The following is a 15104-nucleotide window of genomic DNA, read 5'->3' as shown; positions in this document are numbered from 1 at the left end:
TCTCATCTCTCGTCGGTGCTTCGTGACCATGGCGGCCGGACCCCGGCCGGGACACCCTTCGCGTCCTGCCGTCCTGCCCGTCCCCCGTGCTCGCGAATCGAATCCGACGCCATGATGACCCAGCCGGTTTGTGCGCCGCGACCACATTTATGGCCGCCGTGACCAACCTGTGAGGTCTGCGGCGGCCACGGCCCGGCAAAAAGCGGACTACTTGGCTCCGAAGAGTTCCAGCAGGTCGGCCTTTGCGAACATGCGCGCCGTGTCCACGGCGGAGGGGGTTCCGGCGTTCGGGTCGGCCCCGCCGGCGAGCAGGGCGCGGATCACCGCCTCCTCGCCCTTGAAGACGGCTCCGGCGAGCGGGGTCTGGCCGCGGTCGTTGGCCCGGTCCGCCTCGGCGCCGTGGGTCAGCAGGGCCGTGACGGCCTCCGCGTGGCCGTGGTAGGCGGCCAGCATGACGAGGGTGTCGCCGCGGTCGTTGGTGAGGTTCGCCGGAACGCCCGCTTCGAGGTACGCGGTGAGCTGCGCGGTCTCACCCTGGCGGGCGAGGTCGAAGATCTTGGTGGCCAGTTCGATGACGTCCTCGTCCGGACCTTCGGGGGAGGTGCCTTCGGTGTGCTCGCTCATCGTGCGTACCGCCTTTCACTCGCTGCTGGCATGAAGCTTCCCCGGGCCGTGCGGGCAGGGGGGTGCACGGCACTGCGTCCGTACGGGTGAATCGTCAGGGTAGCGCCCGGACCTGCACATGTACGGCCCGGGGCGAGGCAATGATCACCCTCGACCCCCCTCGCGCCGGACGCGCCAGCCGGGGTGGGCCGGTCAAGTGAAAAACCCGCAGATTCACCCATATGCACCTTTTGTCGCATTGATACTTCCTGTGAGCCTGGGAGAACTGATGGTGACTGTCCCCACCAACCAGGAGAACCTCTCATGGTCCTGTCCATCTCAGGCGTCGTACTGCTCGGCATCATCTGCTTCCTGTTCTTCAAGAAGGACGGGATGAAGCTGACCCACGCGTTCGTCTGCTCGCTCTTCGGCTTCTTCCTCGCCGGTTCCGCCATCGCCCCGAGCATCACGGCGAGCACGGCGAGCCTCGCGAGCCTGCTCGGCGGGATCAAGCTCTAGCCCGGCCACCGCACGGCATCACCAGCGACACCCGAAACACACGTCACACCACAACTCCAGGAGACGCCCGTGGCCCGGCGCCCACTTCCCCGCATCCTCATCAGCGGCACAGCGTCGCTGGCCCGGGGCCGCGACTTCGCTCGCACGGCTGCCGACAGCGCCACGGACGTCCTCCATCCGCTCCTCACCATCGGACGCGGCCTGCGCATCCTGGCCTCGGCCGGGCGGCGCAAATGGTCCGAAACCCCCAAGGACAAGCGTGGTCCCGCGCTGTTCCTGGGAGCCGCCTGCGTCCTGGTGGTCGCGCTCGTCCCCTACGGCCCGCTCCTCGCCCTGATCACCCTCATGGCGGCGGCGGCCTGGCAGGGACGCGACCGCAACCCGGTGAAGACCGGGCCCAGCGAGGCCGAGACCGAACGCCTCGGCTCCCTCTACGAAGCCCTCGTGCCGTACTTCTCCATCCCGGAGGACCCGAGTCCGCTCTTCGCCCACGGCGGGGACTGGGACAAGGCCTTCAGCGGCTACGAGTTCGACGAGGCGGGCCGCGTCACCCGGCTCCACATCCGCTACCCGGCCTACTTCACCGATGGCGAGGCCAGTTCGCGGGCCCGGATCGAGGCACTGCTGCACGCCAAGTCCGGGCGCGGACGGGAGTATCTCTTCGACTGGGACGAGGAGGGCAACCAGCTCGACCTGCGTGTGCTGGCGGCGCTGCCGACGGGCATCGCCGCCCAGCCCTTCGTGACCTCCCCCGGGGAGACCGTGCTCGGCTTCACCGACGACGGCGGCGTGCAGCGCACCCTGCCCGTCCTGGAGGGCGACGAGCCCCGGGACGTGCCGCCGGTGATCTGGCGGACCGGCCCCCGCTCCACCGAGCCCCACCTGCTGGCCGTCGGCCAGCCCGGCAGCGGCACCACCACCCTGCTGCGCTCCGTCGCCCTGCAGGCCCTGCGGCACGGCGGTGACGTGCTGATCATCGACGGCGGCGGGAGCGGCGAGTACGCCTGCCTGACCGGCCGGGCCGGCGTCCTCGCCGTGGAGTCCGGGCCGGCCGGGGCGCTGGCCACCCTGGAATGGGCGGCCCAGGAGACCGAGCGGCGGCTGGTGGCCACGCACCGGGCCCGGGAGGCCGGGCGCCCCGCGCCCGAGGACACCCGGCGGCCCCTGTGGATCCTGCTGGACCAGCCGAGCGTGCCGGCGCACCTCGCGGCGGCGGAGGGGCTGCCCGACCCGCTGGCCCAGCTGGCCGTGCCGCTGCGGCACGGGCGGGCCGCGCACGTCGCGGTGGTGGTGGCCGAGCAGTTCGACCACCTGGAGCTGCTGAACGACGCCGTCTGGCAGCACACCCGGGCCCGGATCGTGCTCGGGCCGGCCGCGAGTTCGCAGATCGCCGACGTACTGGGGCTGCCCCCGCACACCACCCCGGCGGCCCTGGTGCCGCCGGGGCGCGGGTACGCCCGGCTGGGGACGGGGCCCGTGCACCGGCTTCAGGTGCCGGCCACCCCGGACCCGTACGACGAGGGCGCGCACCCGGCGTATCGCCAGGCGGTGCGGGATCTCCTCCCGGAGCGGCTGGCGGCGGGCCCTGGCCAGGGGCGCGTGACGCTGACGAAGCCCCTGCGGGCTGTTCCGCCGGCGCAGGCTTCGGAGGTGCCCGAGGTGCCCGCCGAGGCTCCCTGAGGGAGCCTCAGCCGACGCTGTCGGGCGCGCATATCCAGCCTCGCCGGCGTTTGGGGCGCGGGGTCTGGGGTGGAGCCCCAGGTCTTTCCGGCCGAGCCGCACCCTCCAGCCCGTCCGGCGCTTGAGGACCTGGTCCGGGCAGAGCCCGGTTTCGGGAAGGGGCGGGGTGGGGGGAAGGCCCCGCGCAGCGGCTGGGGGCCGCCGGGGCTACGCCACGAACGTGCGCGGGGGTTCCGAGGAGGCGCCGGCCTCGCCGGAGGCGACCAGGCGGGCCGCCGCCGCGAGGCGGACGGCGGCCTCCTCGGCCACCGGGCCGCCCACCGTGAAGGGGAGCCGGACGTAGCCCTCGAAGGCCCCGTCCACACCGAAGCGGGGGCCCGAGGGGACCCGTACGCCGACCCGTTCGCCGACTTCCGCCAGGCGGGAGCCGGAGAGCCCGCCCGCGCGGGCCCACAGGGTCAGGCCGCCCAGGGGGACCTCGAACTCCCAGTCCGGCAGCTCCCGGCGGACCGCCGCGACCAGCGCGTCACGGTTCTCGCGCGCCTGCTCGCGGCGCATCTCGACGGCCTCCGCCCAGCCGCCGGTCCGCATCAGCCAGTTCACCGCGAGCTGTTCCAGCACCGGGGTGCCCAGGTCGGCGTACGCGCGCGCGGCGACCAGGCTGCGGATGACGTCGGGGGCCGCGCGGACCCAGCCGATCCGCATGCCCGCCCAGAAGGCCTTGCTGGCCGAGCCCACGGTGATCACGGTGGAGCCGGCCGGGTCGAAGGAGCAGACCGGGCGGGGCATGTCGAGATCGGGTTCCAGTGAGAGTTCGAGCATGGTCTCGTCCGCCACCAGGACGGTGCCGGCCGCTCGGGCCGCCTCGACCATGGCCCGGCGCTGCTCCTCGGAGGCCAGCGCGCCCGTCGGGTTGTGGAAGTCGGCGACGACGTACGCGAGGCGGGGGGCCGAGTCGCGCAGCACCTGGCGCCAGACGTCCATGTCCCAGCCGGCGAGCCCCTCGGCCATCGCCACGGGCACGAGGCGGACCCCGGCGGCGCGCATCAGCTGGAGGATGTTGGCGTAGGACGGGGACTCGACGGCGATCCGCTCCCCGCGCCCGGCGAAGAGGCTGCAGATGGCGTCGATGGCGCCCATCGCCCCGGTGGTGACCATGATCTGCTCGGGCATGGTGGGGATGCCCTGCTCGGTGTAGCGGTCGGCGAGCATGCGGCGCAGCGCGGGCAGCCCGGCCGGGTAGTCCCCGTGGGTGTGGGCGTACGGCGGGAGCTCCTCCAGGGCGCCCTGGACGGCCTTGGTCAGCCAGGGCTCGGGGGCCGGGAGGGCCGCGCAGCCGAGGTCGATCATGGAGCCGAGGGACTCGGGCGGCAGCGGCTCCAGGCCGCGGGCGGGCAGCGGGTTCCCGGCGGGGACGGCGGTCCAGCTGCCGGCGCCGCGGCGGGACTCGAGGAAGCCCTCCCCGCGCAGGGCCTCGTACGCGGCGGCGACGGTGGTGCGGCTGAGCGAGAGGGAGCCGGCCAGCTCCCGCTCGGCGGGCAGCCGGGCGGCCACCGGGACGCGGCCCTCCAGGACGAGCAGCCGGATCCCGTCGGCGAGGGTGCGGTACGCGGGCAGCTTGCGGGCACCCGGTACGGCGGTCCGCTCCTGCTGCGAGGTGATGAGACGGGCGAGCTGCGCGGCACCGACCGCTGAGGTCCATTCGGCCATGCGTCCGGTCCACCTTCGTCGGATTGGCCCCGACCGGGGTCGGGATTGGATTGGGAACTGCGGGCCCAGGGTGTCACGGACCAGTCCACCCGCACCAGGGGCGGGTATGCGGAGGACGATCGTCGACCGCGCGACCTCCTCCGGTCACCGGACGGCGGCCCGGGCGGGGGATACTGCGCGCGTGACGCACGTACGCCTTCGCCATCCGTATCTGGACCACCCGGCTCCGATCCCCTTCGCCCACCGCGGAGGTGCCGCCGACGGGCTGGAGAACACCGCCGCCGCCTTCCGCCGGGCCGCCGAAGCGGGCTACCGGTACTTCGAGACCGATGTGCACGCCACGGCCGACGGGAAGCTCGTCGCCTTCCACGACTCCACGCTGGACCGGGTCACCGACGCGCAGGGCCGGATCGCCGAGCTGCCCTGGAAGCGGATCCGGGAGGCGCGGGTGGGGGGCACCGAGCCCCTCGCCCTGTTCGAGGAGCTGCTGGAGGAGTTCCCCGAGGCCCGCTGGAACATCGACATCAAGGCCGAGTCGGCCCTGCACCCGCTGGTGAACCTGGTCGCACGGGCGGGCCTCTGGGACCGCGTCTGCGTGGGTTCCTTCTCGGAGAGCCGGGTGGCCCGGGCGCAGAAGATCGCCGGCCCCCGGCTGGCGACCTCCTACGGGGTGCGCGGGGTGCTCGGGCTGCGGCTGCGCTCGTTCGCGATCCCGGCGGCACTGCGCGTCGGGGCGGTGGCGGCGCAGGTTCCGGAGACCCAGGCGGGCATCCGCGTGGTCGACCGGAGGTTCGTACGCACCGCGCACGAACGGGGACTCCAGGTGCACGTGTGGACCGTGAACGAACCGGAACGCATGGAGGCTCTCCTCGACCTGGGAGTCGATGGCATCATGACCGACCGGATCGACATCTTGCGCACGGTGCTGGACCGGCGCGGGGCCTGGGCCTGACACGGCCGCGGGTGCCCGCGCGGGGCTCCGGCGGGCCGTGCGGTACGGGGACCAGCGAGGGGGCACCGATGAGTGCGCAGACCGAAGACGAAGCGGAATCCGGGGCCGAGGACGGCAGATCAGGAGCCGCCGCGGCGGCCGCGCGCAAGCGCGAACAGCGCGGCTGGTACTTCTACGACTTCGCCGTGTCCGTCTACTCGGCGAGCGTGCTCACGGTGTTCCTGGGGCCCTACCTGACCTCGATCGCCAAGGCCGCCGCCGACGCCGAGGGCTTCGTGTACCCGCTGGGCATCCCGGTGCGGGCGGGGTCCTTCTTCGCCTACTCGGTATCGGCCTCGGTGATCCTGGCCGTGCTGCTGATGCCGCTGGCCGGGGCGGTCGCGGACCGGACGGGCCGCAAGAAGCCGCTGCTGGCGGTGGCCGCGTACACGGGCGCCGCGGCGACGGCCGGCATGTTCTTCCTGGGCGGCGAGCGCTACCTGCTGGGCGGGCTGCTGCTGATCGTGGCGAACGCCTCGCTGTCGGTCTCGATGGTGCTCTACAACGCCTACCTGCCGCAGATCTCCACCCCCGACGAACGGGACACGGTCTCCTCGCGGGGCTGGGCCTTCGGCTACACCGCGGGCTCGGTGATGCTCGTGGTGAACCTGGTGCTCTTCCAGGGACACGAGTCCTTCGGGCTGACCGAGGGCGAGGCCGTACGGATCTGCCTGGCCTCGGCGGGCCTGTGGTGGGGGGCCTTCGCGCTGATCCCGCTGCGCCGGCTGCGGGACCGGGCGGTGGTCCGGGAAGGGGGCGGGGCCCCGGCCGTCAGCGGCTGGAAGCAGCTCGTGGCCACCTTCAAGGACATGCGGCGCTACCCGCTGACCCTGTCGTTCCTGCTCGCGTACCTGATCTACAACGACGGCGTGCAGACGGTGATCTCCCAGGCCTCGATCTACGGCTCGGAGGAGCTGGAGCTGGAGCAGTCCACGCTGATCGGCGCGGTGCTGCTGGTGCAGGTCCTGGCGGTGGCGGGCGCGCTGGCGATGGGGCGGCTGGCCCGCGTGTACGGCGCGAAGCGGACGATCCTGGGGTCGCTCGCCGCGTGGGCGGTGACGCTGGCGGTCGGCTACTTCCTGCCGGCCCGGACCCCGGTGTGGTTCTTCGCACTCGCGGCGATGATCGGGCTGGTGCTGGGCGGCAGCCAGGCGCTGTCCCGCTCGCTGTTCTCGCACCTGGTGCCGGCGGGCAAGGAGGCCGAGTACTTCTCGGCGTACGAGATGAGCGACCGCGGGCTCAGCTGGGTCGGGCCGCTCGTCTTCGGCCTGACGTACCAGCTCACGGGCAGCTACCGGGACGCGATCATCTCGCTGGTGGTCTTCTTCGCACTGGGTTTCGTGCTGCTCGCGAGGGTGCCGGTGCGGCGCGCGGTGGAGGCGGCGGGCAATCCTGTACCCGAACGGATCTGACGGGGGTCCGTGAGCGTGCCCGGCCCGGATCCACGAACGAATTCCGAACGAATTTAGACGTTGAAGCAAAGGGCCGGTAGTGTACGCCTTTGGCCTGCCAGGCGGACCGTTACTGCGCGCTCAATCAGCGTGGACGTTGGGTGACATCTGCTGCCAGATGTGACAAAACGGGCATTGGTGGGTACAACAAGGGGCGGCACGACGGGCGACGCATGACCCGGAGCGGGAATCTATACCGCCGACCGGACGTTGACCGGATGACGACGACAGCGACACCTGTCCTGTGGGCGACAAGCCCGGGAGGCACGATTCATGAGTGAGCGAGCTCTCCGCGGTACGCGCCTCGTGGTTACCAGCTACGAGACGGACCGCGGCATCGATCTGGCCCCGCGCCAGGCGGTGGAGTACGCATGCCAGAACGGACATCGATTTGAGATGCCGTTCTCGGTTGAGGCAGAAATTCCGCCGGAGTGGGAGTGCAAGGCGTGCGGCGCCATGGCACTCCTGGTGGACGGGGACGGGCCCGAAGAGAAGAAGGGCAAGCCTGCGCGAACGCACTGGGACATGCTCATGGAGCGGCGCACCCGCGAGGAGCTGGAGGAAGTGCTGGCCGAGAGGCTTGCGGTCCTTCGTTCCGGCGCCATGAACATTGCCGTGCATCCGCGGGACAGCCGCAAGTCCGCGTAGTTTGCGGACGCTGTAACACCGGAAACGCCGAGGGGCCCGCCACACATCGTGTGGCGGGCCCCTCGGCGTGCGTTCGCTACGGGGCGATCGGCGGGCGGTAGTCCGTGTCCGGGCCCTGGTCCCGGTCGCCGGGCCGGTCCTCGCGGATGACCTCACCCTGGACGATCTTGCCGTCGGGATAGTGGATCCGGGCCTGCTGGAACGCGTCCCCGAAGCTGCCGGCCGGGGCCGAGGCCATCTTCCGCTCCAGCGAGCGGGCGGCCCGGCGGCCGATCCAGGACCGGACGGGCGGGAGCAGGAGGAGCAGGCCGGCGGCGTCGGAGATCAGGCCGGGCATCATCAGCAGCAGCCCCGCCGCCATGGTGAGGCCGTTGCCCTGGCCCGGCTGCTGGGGCGTGGGCTGCTGCCCCTGCTGGGCCTGCTGGAAGGTGTCGGCCAGATTCTTGAAGGCGCGCCGCCCGGCCCGCTTGATGACCACCGCGCCGAGGACCAACCCGCCCGCGAGCAACGCGGCGACGGTCAGCCCGCCGGCGCTTCCGGCGACCAGGCTGAGCAGCCAGATCTCCAGGATCAGCCAGGCGGCTATCGCCAGGGGGAGGAACGTACGGGCGGGCGAGCGCCGCCGGGGGGCCGTCGAAATGCCGGTCGTCATACCGTCCAGTGTGCCTGGGTCCGGGTAAAAGCGACCTCAGCCGGAGGTACCGGACACCCCCTAGGGGGCGACTTTCCTGGTCGGGCCCCTACGGCTCCCCCGCTCGGGCCCCTACGGCCCCTCCGGCCCGGCCGGCTCAGGCCTTGCCCCGGCCCTTGCCGAGGAGCTTGGCCGCCTGGGCCTTGACGCCCCACTGGGTGACCCGCCACAGGGCCTCCACCACGATGTCCTTGCTCATCTTGCTGTCGCCGAACTCGCGCTCGACGAACGTGATGGGCACCTCCACCACGCGGAAACCCTTCTGCACGGCCCTGCGGGCCAGGTCGACCTGGAAGCAGTAGCCCGCCGAGGCCACCTCGTCCAGGCCCAGGCCCTCCAGGGTCTCGCGCCGGAAGGCCCGGTAGCCGCCCGTCACGTCGCGGATCGGGACGCCCAGCATCAGCCGGGAGTAGGTGGACCCGCCGCGCGAGAGGACCTCGCGGCTCTTCGGCCAGTTCACGACCCGGCCGCCCGGCACCCAGCGGGACCCGAGGACCAGGTCGGCGCCGGCCAGCGCGGTGAGCAGGCGGGGCAGCTCCTCCGGCTGGTGGGAGCCGTCGGCATCCATCTCGACGATCACGCCGTAGCCCGCCTCCAGGCCCCAGGCGAAGCCGGCGAGGTAGGCGGCGCCGAGCCCCTCCTTGCCCTTGCGGTGCAGCACGTGCACGTGGTCGTCGCCGGCCGCCAGCTCGTCGGCGAGCTTGCCGGTGCCGTCGGGGCTGTTGTCGTCCGCGACCAGGACGTGGGCCTCGGGCACCGCCGCGCGGACGCGGCCGACGATCAGCCCGATGTTCTCCGCCTCGTTGTAGGTCGGAATGATCACCAAGGCCGTACCGAGCGGTCCGTGGGTCCGCTGTCCGCCGTCGCTCACTGAGTCCCCTTTCGTGCTCTCGCACGCGTTGTCCGTCTGGTCGCAGGGAACGACTCTAGAACAGCGATCGGGGCCCGCGGTCCTTCGGGCCGGTCGGACTCCCGCTGGCTACGGGTCGCCGCGACCGTTGTCTACTGGACCGCAGGGCCCCGAACCGGGACCACCCTCCCCCGGGCCCCTTCGGAGCAGGGGGGACCCCCAACCGGCGAAACCTTCCCTCGCCCCCGAGGCGCGGGCGCGCTGAGCGGACGGATCCGTCCGGCACGGACGTCCTGGTGGTGGACCCGGCCGAACCTATCCGGGTCCGACCGCCCGCACCGAACCGAGGACCGCCGGATCACCCCTGTGGGCGTACGAATGCTTCCCGCCCGCCGACCACGGTGGCCAGGCACACCGGGAGCTGCGAACCGGGGGTCAGGTCGGGGAGCCCCGGGGTCCCGGACCGGGGGTCGGTGGACCAGCGGGCGACCCGGTCGTCGGGGGCCTGGACGACCAGTTCGGCCGTCTCCCAGACCGCGTAGTCGGCCGGGGCGCCGGGGACCAGGACGCCCGCGTCGTCACGGCCCAGCGCGCGCCAGCCGCCCCGGGTGTGGGCGGTGAACGCCGCCCGTACGGAGACGCGGTGCTCCGGGGTCCGGTGGAACGCGGCCGCGCGGACGGTCCCCCAGGGGTCGAGCGGGGTCACCGGCGCGTCCGAGCCGAAGGCCAGCGGGACGCCCGCCTTGAGCATGGCCGCGTACGGGTTCAGGGTGCGGGCGCGCTCGGCCCCGAGGCGGTCGGCGTACATGCCGTCCCCGCCGCCCCACGCCGCGTCGAAAGCGGGCTGCACGGAGGCCGTGAGGCCCAGCTCCGCGAAGGCGGCGATGGTGGCGGGGGTCATCATCTCGGCGTGCTCCACGCGGTGCCGGGCCGCGCGGACGCGAGCCAGGCCGACCTTGTCGGCGGCCGCGCGGACGCCCTCCACGACGGCGCTGATCGCCGCGTCCCCGATGGCGTGGAAGCCGGCCTGGAGGCCCGCCTCGGTGCAGGCGGCGACGTGCGCGGCCACCTCGGCGGCGTCCAGGTAGCCGGTCCCGGTGTGCGGGGCGTCCGTGTAGGGGGCGTGCAGGCAGGCGGTGTGGGAGCCGAGGGCGCCGTCCACGAAGAGGTCGCCGGCGGCGCCGACCGCCCCGAGCTCCTTCGCCCGGCCGAGGTCCCGGTCGGCCCAGTAGCCGAAGACCCGCGGCCCGGGCCGCTCGGCCGCCAGCGCGAGCAGGGCGGTGAAGTCCTCGGCCGAGGAGATGTCGGGCCCGCCGCACTCGTGCAGGGAGCCGATGCCGAGGGACGCGGCCCGGTCGAGGGCTGCCGCCTGGGCCTCCGCGCGCTGCGCGGGGGTGACGGCGGCGAGCGCGGCCCGCCGGACGGCGTGGTGGTCGTCACGGGTCAGCGGCTCGTCACCTTCGGGCCGCACGCCCGGGACGAGGTCGAGCAGGGCTGTGGTGACCACCGCGGAGTGCACGTCGATGCGGCTGAGGTAGAGCGGGCGGCCGGCGGCGGCCTCGTCCAGCTCGGCGCGGCGCGGCGCCCGGCGCTCGGGCCAGCGGGCGGCGTCCCAGCCGTGCCCGAGGAGCACCCGGTCGGCGGGGCGGCTCGCGGCGTGGGCCCGTACGAGGTCCAGTGCGGCGGCCAGCGACCGGGCGCCGGAGAGGTCCAGCCCGGTGAGGGCGAGCCCCGCGGAGGTGGCGTGCACGTGGGCATCGGTGAAGGCAGGGGTGACGAGCGCGCCGCCGAGGTCGACGACCTCGTCCACGCCCTGCGCGAAGGCGTCGGCCGCGCCCTCGGAGCCGACCCAGGCGATACGGCCCCGCTCGACGACCATGGCGGTGGCGAAGGGGTCGGCGGGGCTGTGGACCTCGCCCCCGCGCAGGAGGACGGTCCGGTGGGGGGCGGGGTCGGTGTCGTTCGCTCCGGCGGCGTCGGCGGAGTTGGCGGTGCGGTCAGTCATGGGGAACAGTCTCGCCCCTCGTCCGGCCGCGGCCGGACGCGGGTACCGGTGCCCTGCGGGCGGCTCTCCCCCGGCCACGCGCCGAGCCCGTACCGCGCTCAAGGCCCGGACGGGATGCCCTAGACCCGGGGCGGGCGGGCCTCGTACGGGGTGGACAGGACGACCGTGGTCCGCGTCGAGACGTGCGCGAGGGCCCGCAGGCGGCCCAGCAGGTCCTCCAGTTCCAAGGGGGTCGCCACCCGGACCTTGAGGATGTAGTTCTCGTCGCCCGCGACGCTGTGGCAGGCCTCGATCTCGGGCACGCCGGACAGCCGGTCGGCGATGTCGTCCGGGGCGCTCGGGTCGAACGGCTTGACCGAGATGAAGGCGGTCAACGGCAGGCCGACGGCCTCAGGGTCGACCACCGCCGCGTAACCGCGGATCACCCCGCGCTGTTCCAGCCTGCGTACTCGCTGATGGACCGCCGACGTGGACAGTCCGGTGGCCTTGCCCAGATCCGTGTAGCTCATCCGCCCGTCCCGCACGAGCAGATCAACGATCTGGCGGTCCAGCTCCTCCATTGCGCTCATAGCCGCTCAACCTAAGGCCCAAGGGCGCTCCGGGCCCAGCGGTGTCCACCCACTGGAGGCATCTGCGCCGGGCATGTGACCAAGGCCACAGCGTCATGCAGGCGTACGGCGTGCTGAGGTGGTTACTCGTGCCGCGCTGCGGGAAGTGCTTGGTGTGGCCGAGGCCGAAGAACCTGCCCGCCCGGCCCACCCAAGGGGGAGTACATCCATGCTGAACACCAAGCGCGCCGGTCGCACCGAACCGGAGCCCCTCGAACCGGCCGATGCCGAGGAGGGCGCGTACCCCGAATACGCCGAATACCTTGAAGACGGCGAGGGGTTCGAGATCCACCACGCGATCTGCCCCGACTGCGGCCAGTCGATCGCCCTCGTCGCGGACGAGGAGTACCTGCCGCAGCACGCGCTCTGCCTGACCCCGTGGAACCCCTTCGGCCTCACCGTGTGCGTGGGCACCGGGCGGCCCGCCGGCGACGCGCTGTCCAGCGTCGGCGCGTTCCCGTCGCCGGAGGCGCAGGAGCTCGACGCCGTCGTGCTCCTGGACCTGCCCCAGGGGCTGGACTGGCGCACGCAGCCCTTCTCGCACGTCGGCGGTCCGGGCTCGCGTCCAGTCCGGCTGGTGCGCCCGGCCCTGCCGCAGGCGCAGGCCCAGACGCAGCAGCAGCACGCGCAGGCGGCCTGACGGCCCCCTGCGCGTCCACCGCGGCCCGTTCCGCCGCCCCTACCAGTACGTTCCCTGCACCATGGCGGCCAGGCTGGCGTGGTGCAGGATCAGGCTGTCGGGATTCTCCGGGATCTCGACCTCGCCGAAGTGCGCCTGCCGGTAGGCGATGCGCAGCATGACGATCCCGTGCCGCAGCGCCGCGTAGAGCGTGTGGAAGTCCATGTTCTGCGGGGTGTGGCCGGTGAGTTCGGCGTACCTCCGCTCCAGGTCCTCGCGGCGCAGGAAGTCCGGCAGGCCGGGCTGGCCGAAGCTGATGGTGAGGTCCTGGAAGAACCGGTGCAGGTAGACGCTCCAGCCGAGGTCCACCTCGCGCGGGGCGTACGCCGCCATCTCCCAGTCCAGGACGGCCGCCGGGGTGAACCCGTCGTAGATGACGTTCCCGATGCGGGCGTCGCCCCAGTTGAGGACCGCCGGGCCCTCGTCCTCGGGCCACAGCTCCTCCAGGCGGGCGAACGCCCGCTCGATCAGCGGGGACGGGGCCAGGCCGGCCACCACCCACTCGTAGTAGGCGCGTTGGGCGTCCACGTGCCGGCGCAGCGGGCTGCCCTCGCCGTCGGGCAGCAGGAACTCGGCTTCCTTGACGGGGAACTGGTCGTGCAGGCGGGCCAGCAGCGAGATGCTCGCCTCCTGGAGCACGGCGCGCTCGTCGTCGGTCGCGGCGTGCAGCCAGTTGCCCTCGTAGGTGTAGGGCATGACGTCGGGCGGGACCCGGCCCTCGGCGCGGGCCATCACGAAGAACGGTGCCCCGAGCGGCTCCGGGTCCTCCTCCAGCCACTGCACGCGCGGGACGGGCACGTCGGTGTGCTCGGCGACCAGGCTCATCACGCGGTGCTGGCGCGGCATGTCGTACGTCGGGAAGACGGTGTAGGCGGCCGGATCGGCGGCGAGGCGCAGCGCGCAGGCGCGGAGCGGGGTGTCGGGGTGCTCTATGTCGAAGAGCAGGGTCTCGCTGGACATGCCGTTGGAGCCGGGGACCGAGACGTTGACGACCTTCGCGCCGGGGAGCCGGGCGTCGAGCCAGGCGGCGAGACGGCGGCCGAGCTCTTCGGGCTCGCGGGTGGAGGTGCGCGGACGTGGAGCGGTTGCCATGGATGTGCCCCTTCTCTACTTCATCACTTCATCTCTACTGCGCGACGGAGGAGTAGTCGGCGAAGCCGCTCGGGTCGTGGCGCCCGAAGCTGCCGTGCTCGAAGATGCCGTGGCCGGTCTGCCCGTCGAGGGTGAAGCGCGCCGAGTGGTCGGTGACGCCGAAGGCGGCCATCGGGTGGGCGGTGGGGTCGGAGAGGTCGTAGACGCGCCGGTCGGTCCAGCCCCGGCCCTGCCAGCTGCCGTGCTGCCAGTCCCCGGCGGGCGGGTAGCCGGCGCCGATGGCGAGCGGGGAGGAGTTCAGGATCTCCACGCCGAGTTCGAGCGGCTTGCGGGCCGGATCGGTGAGGTGGACGACCGCGCTCTCGGGGTGCCGGCTTCCGGGCCGGTAGCGGATCTCGGTGTGCGGCCAGCCGAGTTGGACGTCGTGGCGGCCGGTCTCCTCGGGGAAGACCTGCACGGCCTCGTTGAGGGTGCGGTGCCCGTCGGCGTCCTCCTGGGCGATGACCATCACGAACCGGTCCTCGAAGCGGACCGGGATCCAGAGCCAGTGGAACCCCTCGGGCCGGTACTCCTCGGCGGCGCGGCCACCGTCCTCGCCGGGTATCGGCCGCACGCCCCAACTCCGGTCCCGGGTACCGGTCCACTCCCCCGGGGTGAGGGTGAGCTCCTCCCCCTTCGCACGGATGGTGCCGGTGACGTTGCCGGCCTGGACGAACCGGCGGCCCTCCAGCATGAGCCGGTCGCCGCGCCGCTGGATGTGGTGGGGCTCCCAGACGGCGGGGAACTCGGCGGTCCAGGTGACGTCGTACGAGAGCCCGTCCGGGTCCTCCGGATCTGCGGCGCAGCGCAGGGTGAGCTGCTTGAGCGGGACGTCGACGGTGATGGAGAGGGGCCCGACGCTGAGGTTCATGCGGTCGTCGGTGAGGGCGTCGGAGGCCCGGACGGCGAGCAGCTCGTCGCCGATGCGGAGGGTGGCGTAGGCGTCGATGACCCCGGTGTTGGGGTACACCCCGAGTCCGAGGATGAGGACGGCACGGCCGGCGTGGTCGAAGACGTGGAAGATGCATCGGTCGTAGGCGTTGCGGTCGCCGCTGACGAGGTGCTTCATCGACAGCGGGGCCTGGTGGATCGGGTACTCGTCCAGTCCGATGGGCCGGTCGGCGGGCATGGCGAACCTCCTGGGCGGGGTGGGGGCTTCGAAGGGTGGCGGGGTGGAGCGGGGTACGCAGCTCAAGCGGATATGACGGTACGTCAGAAAGTGGGACGGGGGCCAGAGTTCTGGCACGGTCTGACATCGCGGCACTGCGCGCCGGGGGCACCCAGCCCGGGCGGGCGGGGCGGCGGGCGGGCGGGGCGGAGCGGCGGGGCGGCGGGCGGGCGGGGCGGAGCGGCGGGCGGGCGGGGCGGAGCGGCGGGCGGGCGGGCGGAGCGGCGGGAGCTTCGGGCGGCGGGGTCCGAGCCGGGCGGAATCGGAGAAGGCGCGGGGGGTTTCCCGTCAGTCCCATAGTCCTTCCGTGTCGGGCCGGCCTGTAAAGGGCGCTCCCTTCGGTCGCGTCGCTTCGCGATGGCCTTCGGCC

Annotated in this window: 14 protein-coding genes; 6 read left to right on the top strand and 8 right to left on the bottom strand. The window is 73.0% G+C overall.

All coding sequences use genetic code 11. From position 1 onward, the window contains the following. Positions 1-207: 207 nt before the first annotated feature. A complete protein-coding gene (locus AB0O21_RS37865; protein WP_365179691.1) occupies positions 208-624 on the bottom strand; it encodes an ankyrin repeat domain-containing protein in 417 nt (138 codons plus the stop codon). A gap of 303 nt (positions 625-927) precedes the next feature. Here AB0O21_RS37865 and AB0O21_RS37860 point away from each other — a divergent pair, with 303 nt between their 5' ends. Beyond that, positions 928-1122 (top strand): hypothetical protein, encoded by a 195-nt coding sequence (locus tag AB0O21_RS37860; protein ID WP_030031218.1) that lies wholly within the window; start codon positions 928-930, stop codon positions 1120-1122. A gap of 69 nt (positions 1123-1191) precedes the next feature. Beyond that, the gene (locus AB0O21_RS37855) at positions 1192-2802 is read left to right on the top strand and encodes a hypothetical protein (RefSeq protein ID WP_365179689.1); all 1611 of its coding nucleotides are present in this window, start codon (positions 1192-1194) and stop codon (positions 2800-2802) included. A gap of 207 nt (positions 2803-3009) precedes the next feature. Here the strand turns inward: AB0O21_RS37855 and AB0O21_RS37850 are convergent, their stop codons facing one another. Beyond that, complete coding sequence (locus AB0O21_RS37850; RefSeq protein WP_365179686.1) at positions 3010-4512, bottom strand: PLP-dependent aminotransferase family protein; 1503 nt, start codon at positions 4510-4512, stop codon at positions 3010-3012. 181 nt (positions 4513-4693) lie between these two features. Here AB0O21_RS37850 and AB0O21_RS37845 point away from each other — a divergent pair, with 181 nt between their 5' ends. The 3 genes from AB0O21_RS37845 to AB0O21_RS37835 all read left to right on the top strand — a co-directional run bounded on the left by AB0O21_RS37845 (position 4694) and on the right by AB0O21_RS37835 (position 7602). Further along, positions 4694-5464: a glycerophosphodiester phosphodiesterase family protein gene (locus tag AB0O21_RS37845; protein ID WP_365179683.1), complete on the top strand. Its 771-nt coding sequence runs from the start codon at positions 4694-4696 to the stop codon at positions 5462-5464. A 68-nt stretch (positions 5465-5532) separates the two neighbouring features. Then, positions 5533-6915, top strand: coding sequence for an MFS transporter (locus tag AB0O21_RS37840; RefSeq protein WP_365179680.1), 1383 nt, complete (start codon positions 5533-5535; stop codon positions 6913-6915). A 312-nt stretch (positions 6916-7227) separates the two neighbouring features. Then, complete coding sequence (locus AB0O21_RS37835) at positions 7228-7602, top strand: RNA polymerase-binding protein RbpA (protein ID WP_007262928.1); 375 nt, start codon at positions 7228-7230, stop codon at positions 7600-7602. A gap of 76 nt (positions 7603-7678) precedes the next feature. On the opposite strand, the gene fxsA is transcribed toward AB0O21_RS37835, so the two are convergent. The 4 genes from fxsA to AB0O21_RS37815 form a co-directional block, all read right to left on the bottom strand. Further along, positions 7679-8254, bottom strand: coding sequence for an FxsA family membrane protein (gene fxsA / locus AB0O21_RS37830; protein ID WP_365179677.1), 576 nt, complete (start codon positions 8252-8254; stop codon positions 7679-7681). Between the two features lie 136 nt (positions 8255-8390). Continuing rightward, positions 8391-9164, bottom strand: a complete 774-nt coding sequence (locus AB0O21_RS37825; RefSeq protein ID WP_365179674.1) for a polyprenol monophosphomannose synthase — start codon at positions 9162-9164, stop codon at positions 8391-8393. A gap of 337 nt (positions 9165-9501) precedes the next feature. After that, positions 9502-11148, bottom strand: coding sequence for an amidohydrolase (locus AB0O21_RS37820; RefSeq protein ID WP_365179672.1), 1647 nt, complete (start codon positions 11146-11148; stop codon positions 9502-9504). 119 nt (positions 11149-11267) lie between these two features. Beyond that, positions 11268-11708 carry an Lrp/AsnC family transcriptional regulator gene (locus AB0O21_RS37815; RefSeq protein WP_326593949.1) on the bottom strand — a complete coding sequence of 147 codons (441 nt, stop codon included), beginning with the start codon at positions 11706-11708 and terminating at the stop codon, positions 11268-11270. A gap of 217 nt (positions 11709-11925) precedes the next feature. On the opposite strand from AB0O21_RS37815, the gene AB0O21_RS37810 reads away from it, so the two are divergent. After that, positions 11926-12396, top strand: a complete 471-nt coding sequence (locus AB0O21_RS37810; RefSeq protein WP_365179669.1) for a hypothetical protein — start codon at positions 11926-11928, stop codon at positions 12394-12396. Between the two features lie 39 nt (positions 12397-12435). Here AB0O21_RS37810 and AB0O21_RS37805 read toward each other — a convergent pair whose 3' ends face one another. Beyond that, positions 12436-13527 (bottom strand): phosphotransferase family protein, encoded by a 1092-nt coding sequence (locus tag AB0O21_RS37805; protein ID WP_365179666.1) that lies wholly within the window; start codon positions 13525-13527, stop codon positions 12436-12438. Positions 13528-13561: 34 nt separating this feature from the next. Further along, complete coding sequence (locus tag AB0O21_RS37800; protein ID WP_365179663.1) at positions 13562-14695, bottom strand: hypothetical protein; 1134 nt, start codon at positions 14693-14695, stop codon at positions 13562-13564. Positions 14696-15104 lie beyond the last annotated feature (409 nt).

This window comes from Streptomyces sp. NPDC091371 (assembly GCF_040684275.1).
GTDB lineage: Bacteria > Actinomycetota > Actinomycetes > Streptomycetales > Streptomycetaceae > Streptomyces.
The sequence above is the reverse complement of the archived record's forward strand: the minus strand, read 5'-3'. Positions and strand labels throughout refer to the sequence as shown.

Coding starts and splice junctions, on each gene's coding strand:
- AB0O21_RS37810 (WP_365179669.1), top strand. CDS start 11,926: ATGCTGAACACCAAGCGCGCCGGTCGCACCGAACCGGAGCCCCTCGAA.
- AB0O21_RS37820 (WP_365179672.1), bottom strand. CDS start 11,148: ATGACTGACCGCACCGCCAACTCCGCCGACGCCGCCGGAGCGAACGAC.
- AB0O21_RS37815 (WP_326593949.1), bottom strand. CDS start 11,708: ATGGAGGAGCTGGACCGCCAGATCGTTGATCTGCTCGTGCGGGACGGG.
- AB0O21_RS37805 (WP_365179666.1), bottom strand. CDS start 13,527: ATGGCAACCGCTCCACGTCCGCGCACCTCCACCCGCGAGCCCGAAGAG.
- AB0O21_RS37860 (WP_030031218.1), top strand. CDS start 928: ATGGTCCTGTCCATCTCAGGCGTCGTACTGCTCGGCATCATCTGCTTC.
- AB0O21_RS37850 (WP_365179686.1), bottom strand. CDS start 4,512: ATGGCCGAATGGACCTCAGCGGTCGGTGCCGCGCAGCTCGCCCGTCTC.
- AB0O21_RS37865 (WP_365179691.1), bottom strand. CDS start 624: ATGAGCGAGCACACCGAAGGCACCTCCCCCGAAGGTCCGGACGAGGAC.
- AB0O21_RS37840 (WP_365179680.1), top strand. CDS start 5,533: ATGAGTGCGCAGACCGAAGACGAAGCGGAATCCGGGGCCGAGGACGGC.
- fxsA (WP_365179677.1), bottom strand. CDS start 8,254: ATGACGACCGGCATTTCGACGGCCCCCCGGCGGCGCTCGCCCGCCCGT.
- AB0O21_RS37800 (WP_365179663.1), bottom strand. CDS start 14,695: ATGCCCGCCGACCGGCCCATCGGACTGGACGAGTACCCGATCCACCAG.
- AB0O21_RS37835 (WP_007262928.1), top strand. CDS start 7,228: ATGAGTGAGCGAGCTCTCCGCGGTACGCGCCTCGTGGTTACCAGCTAC.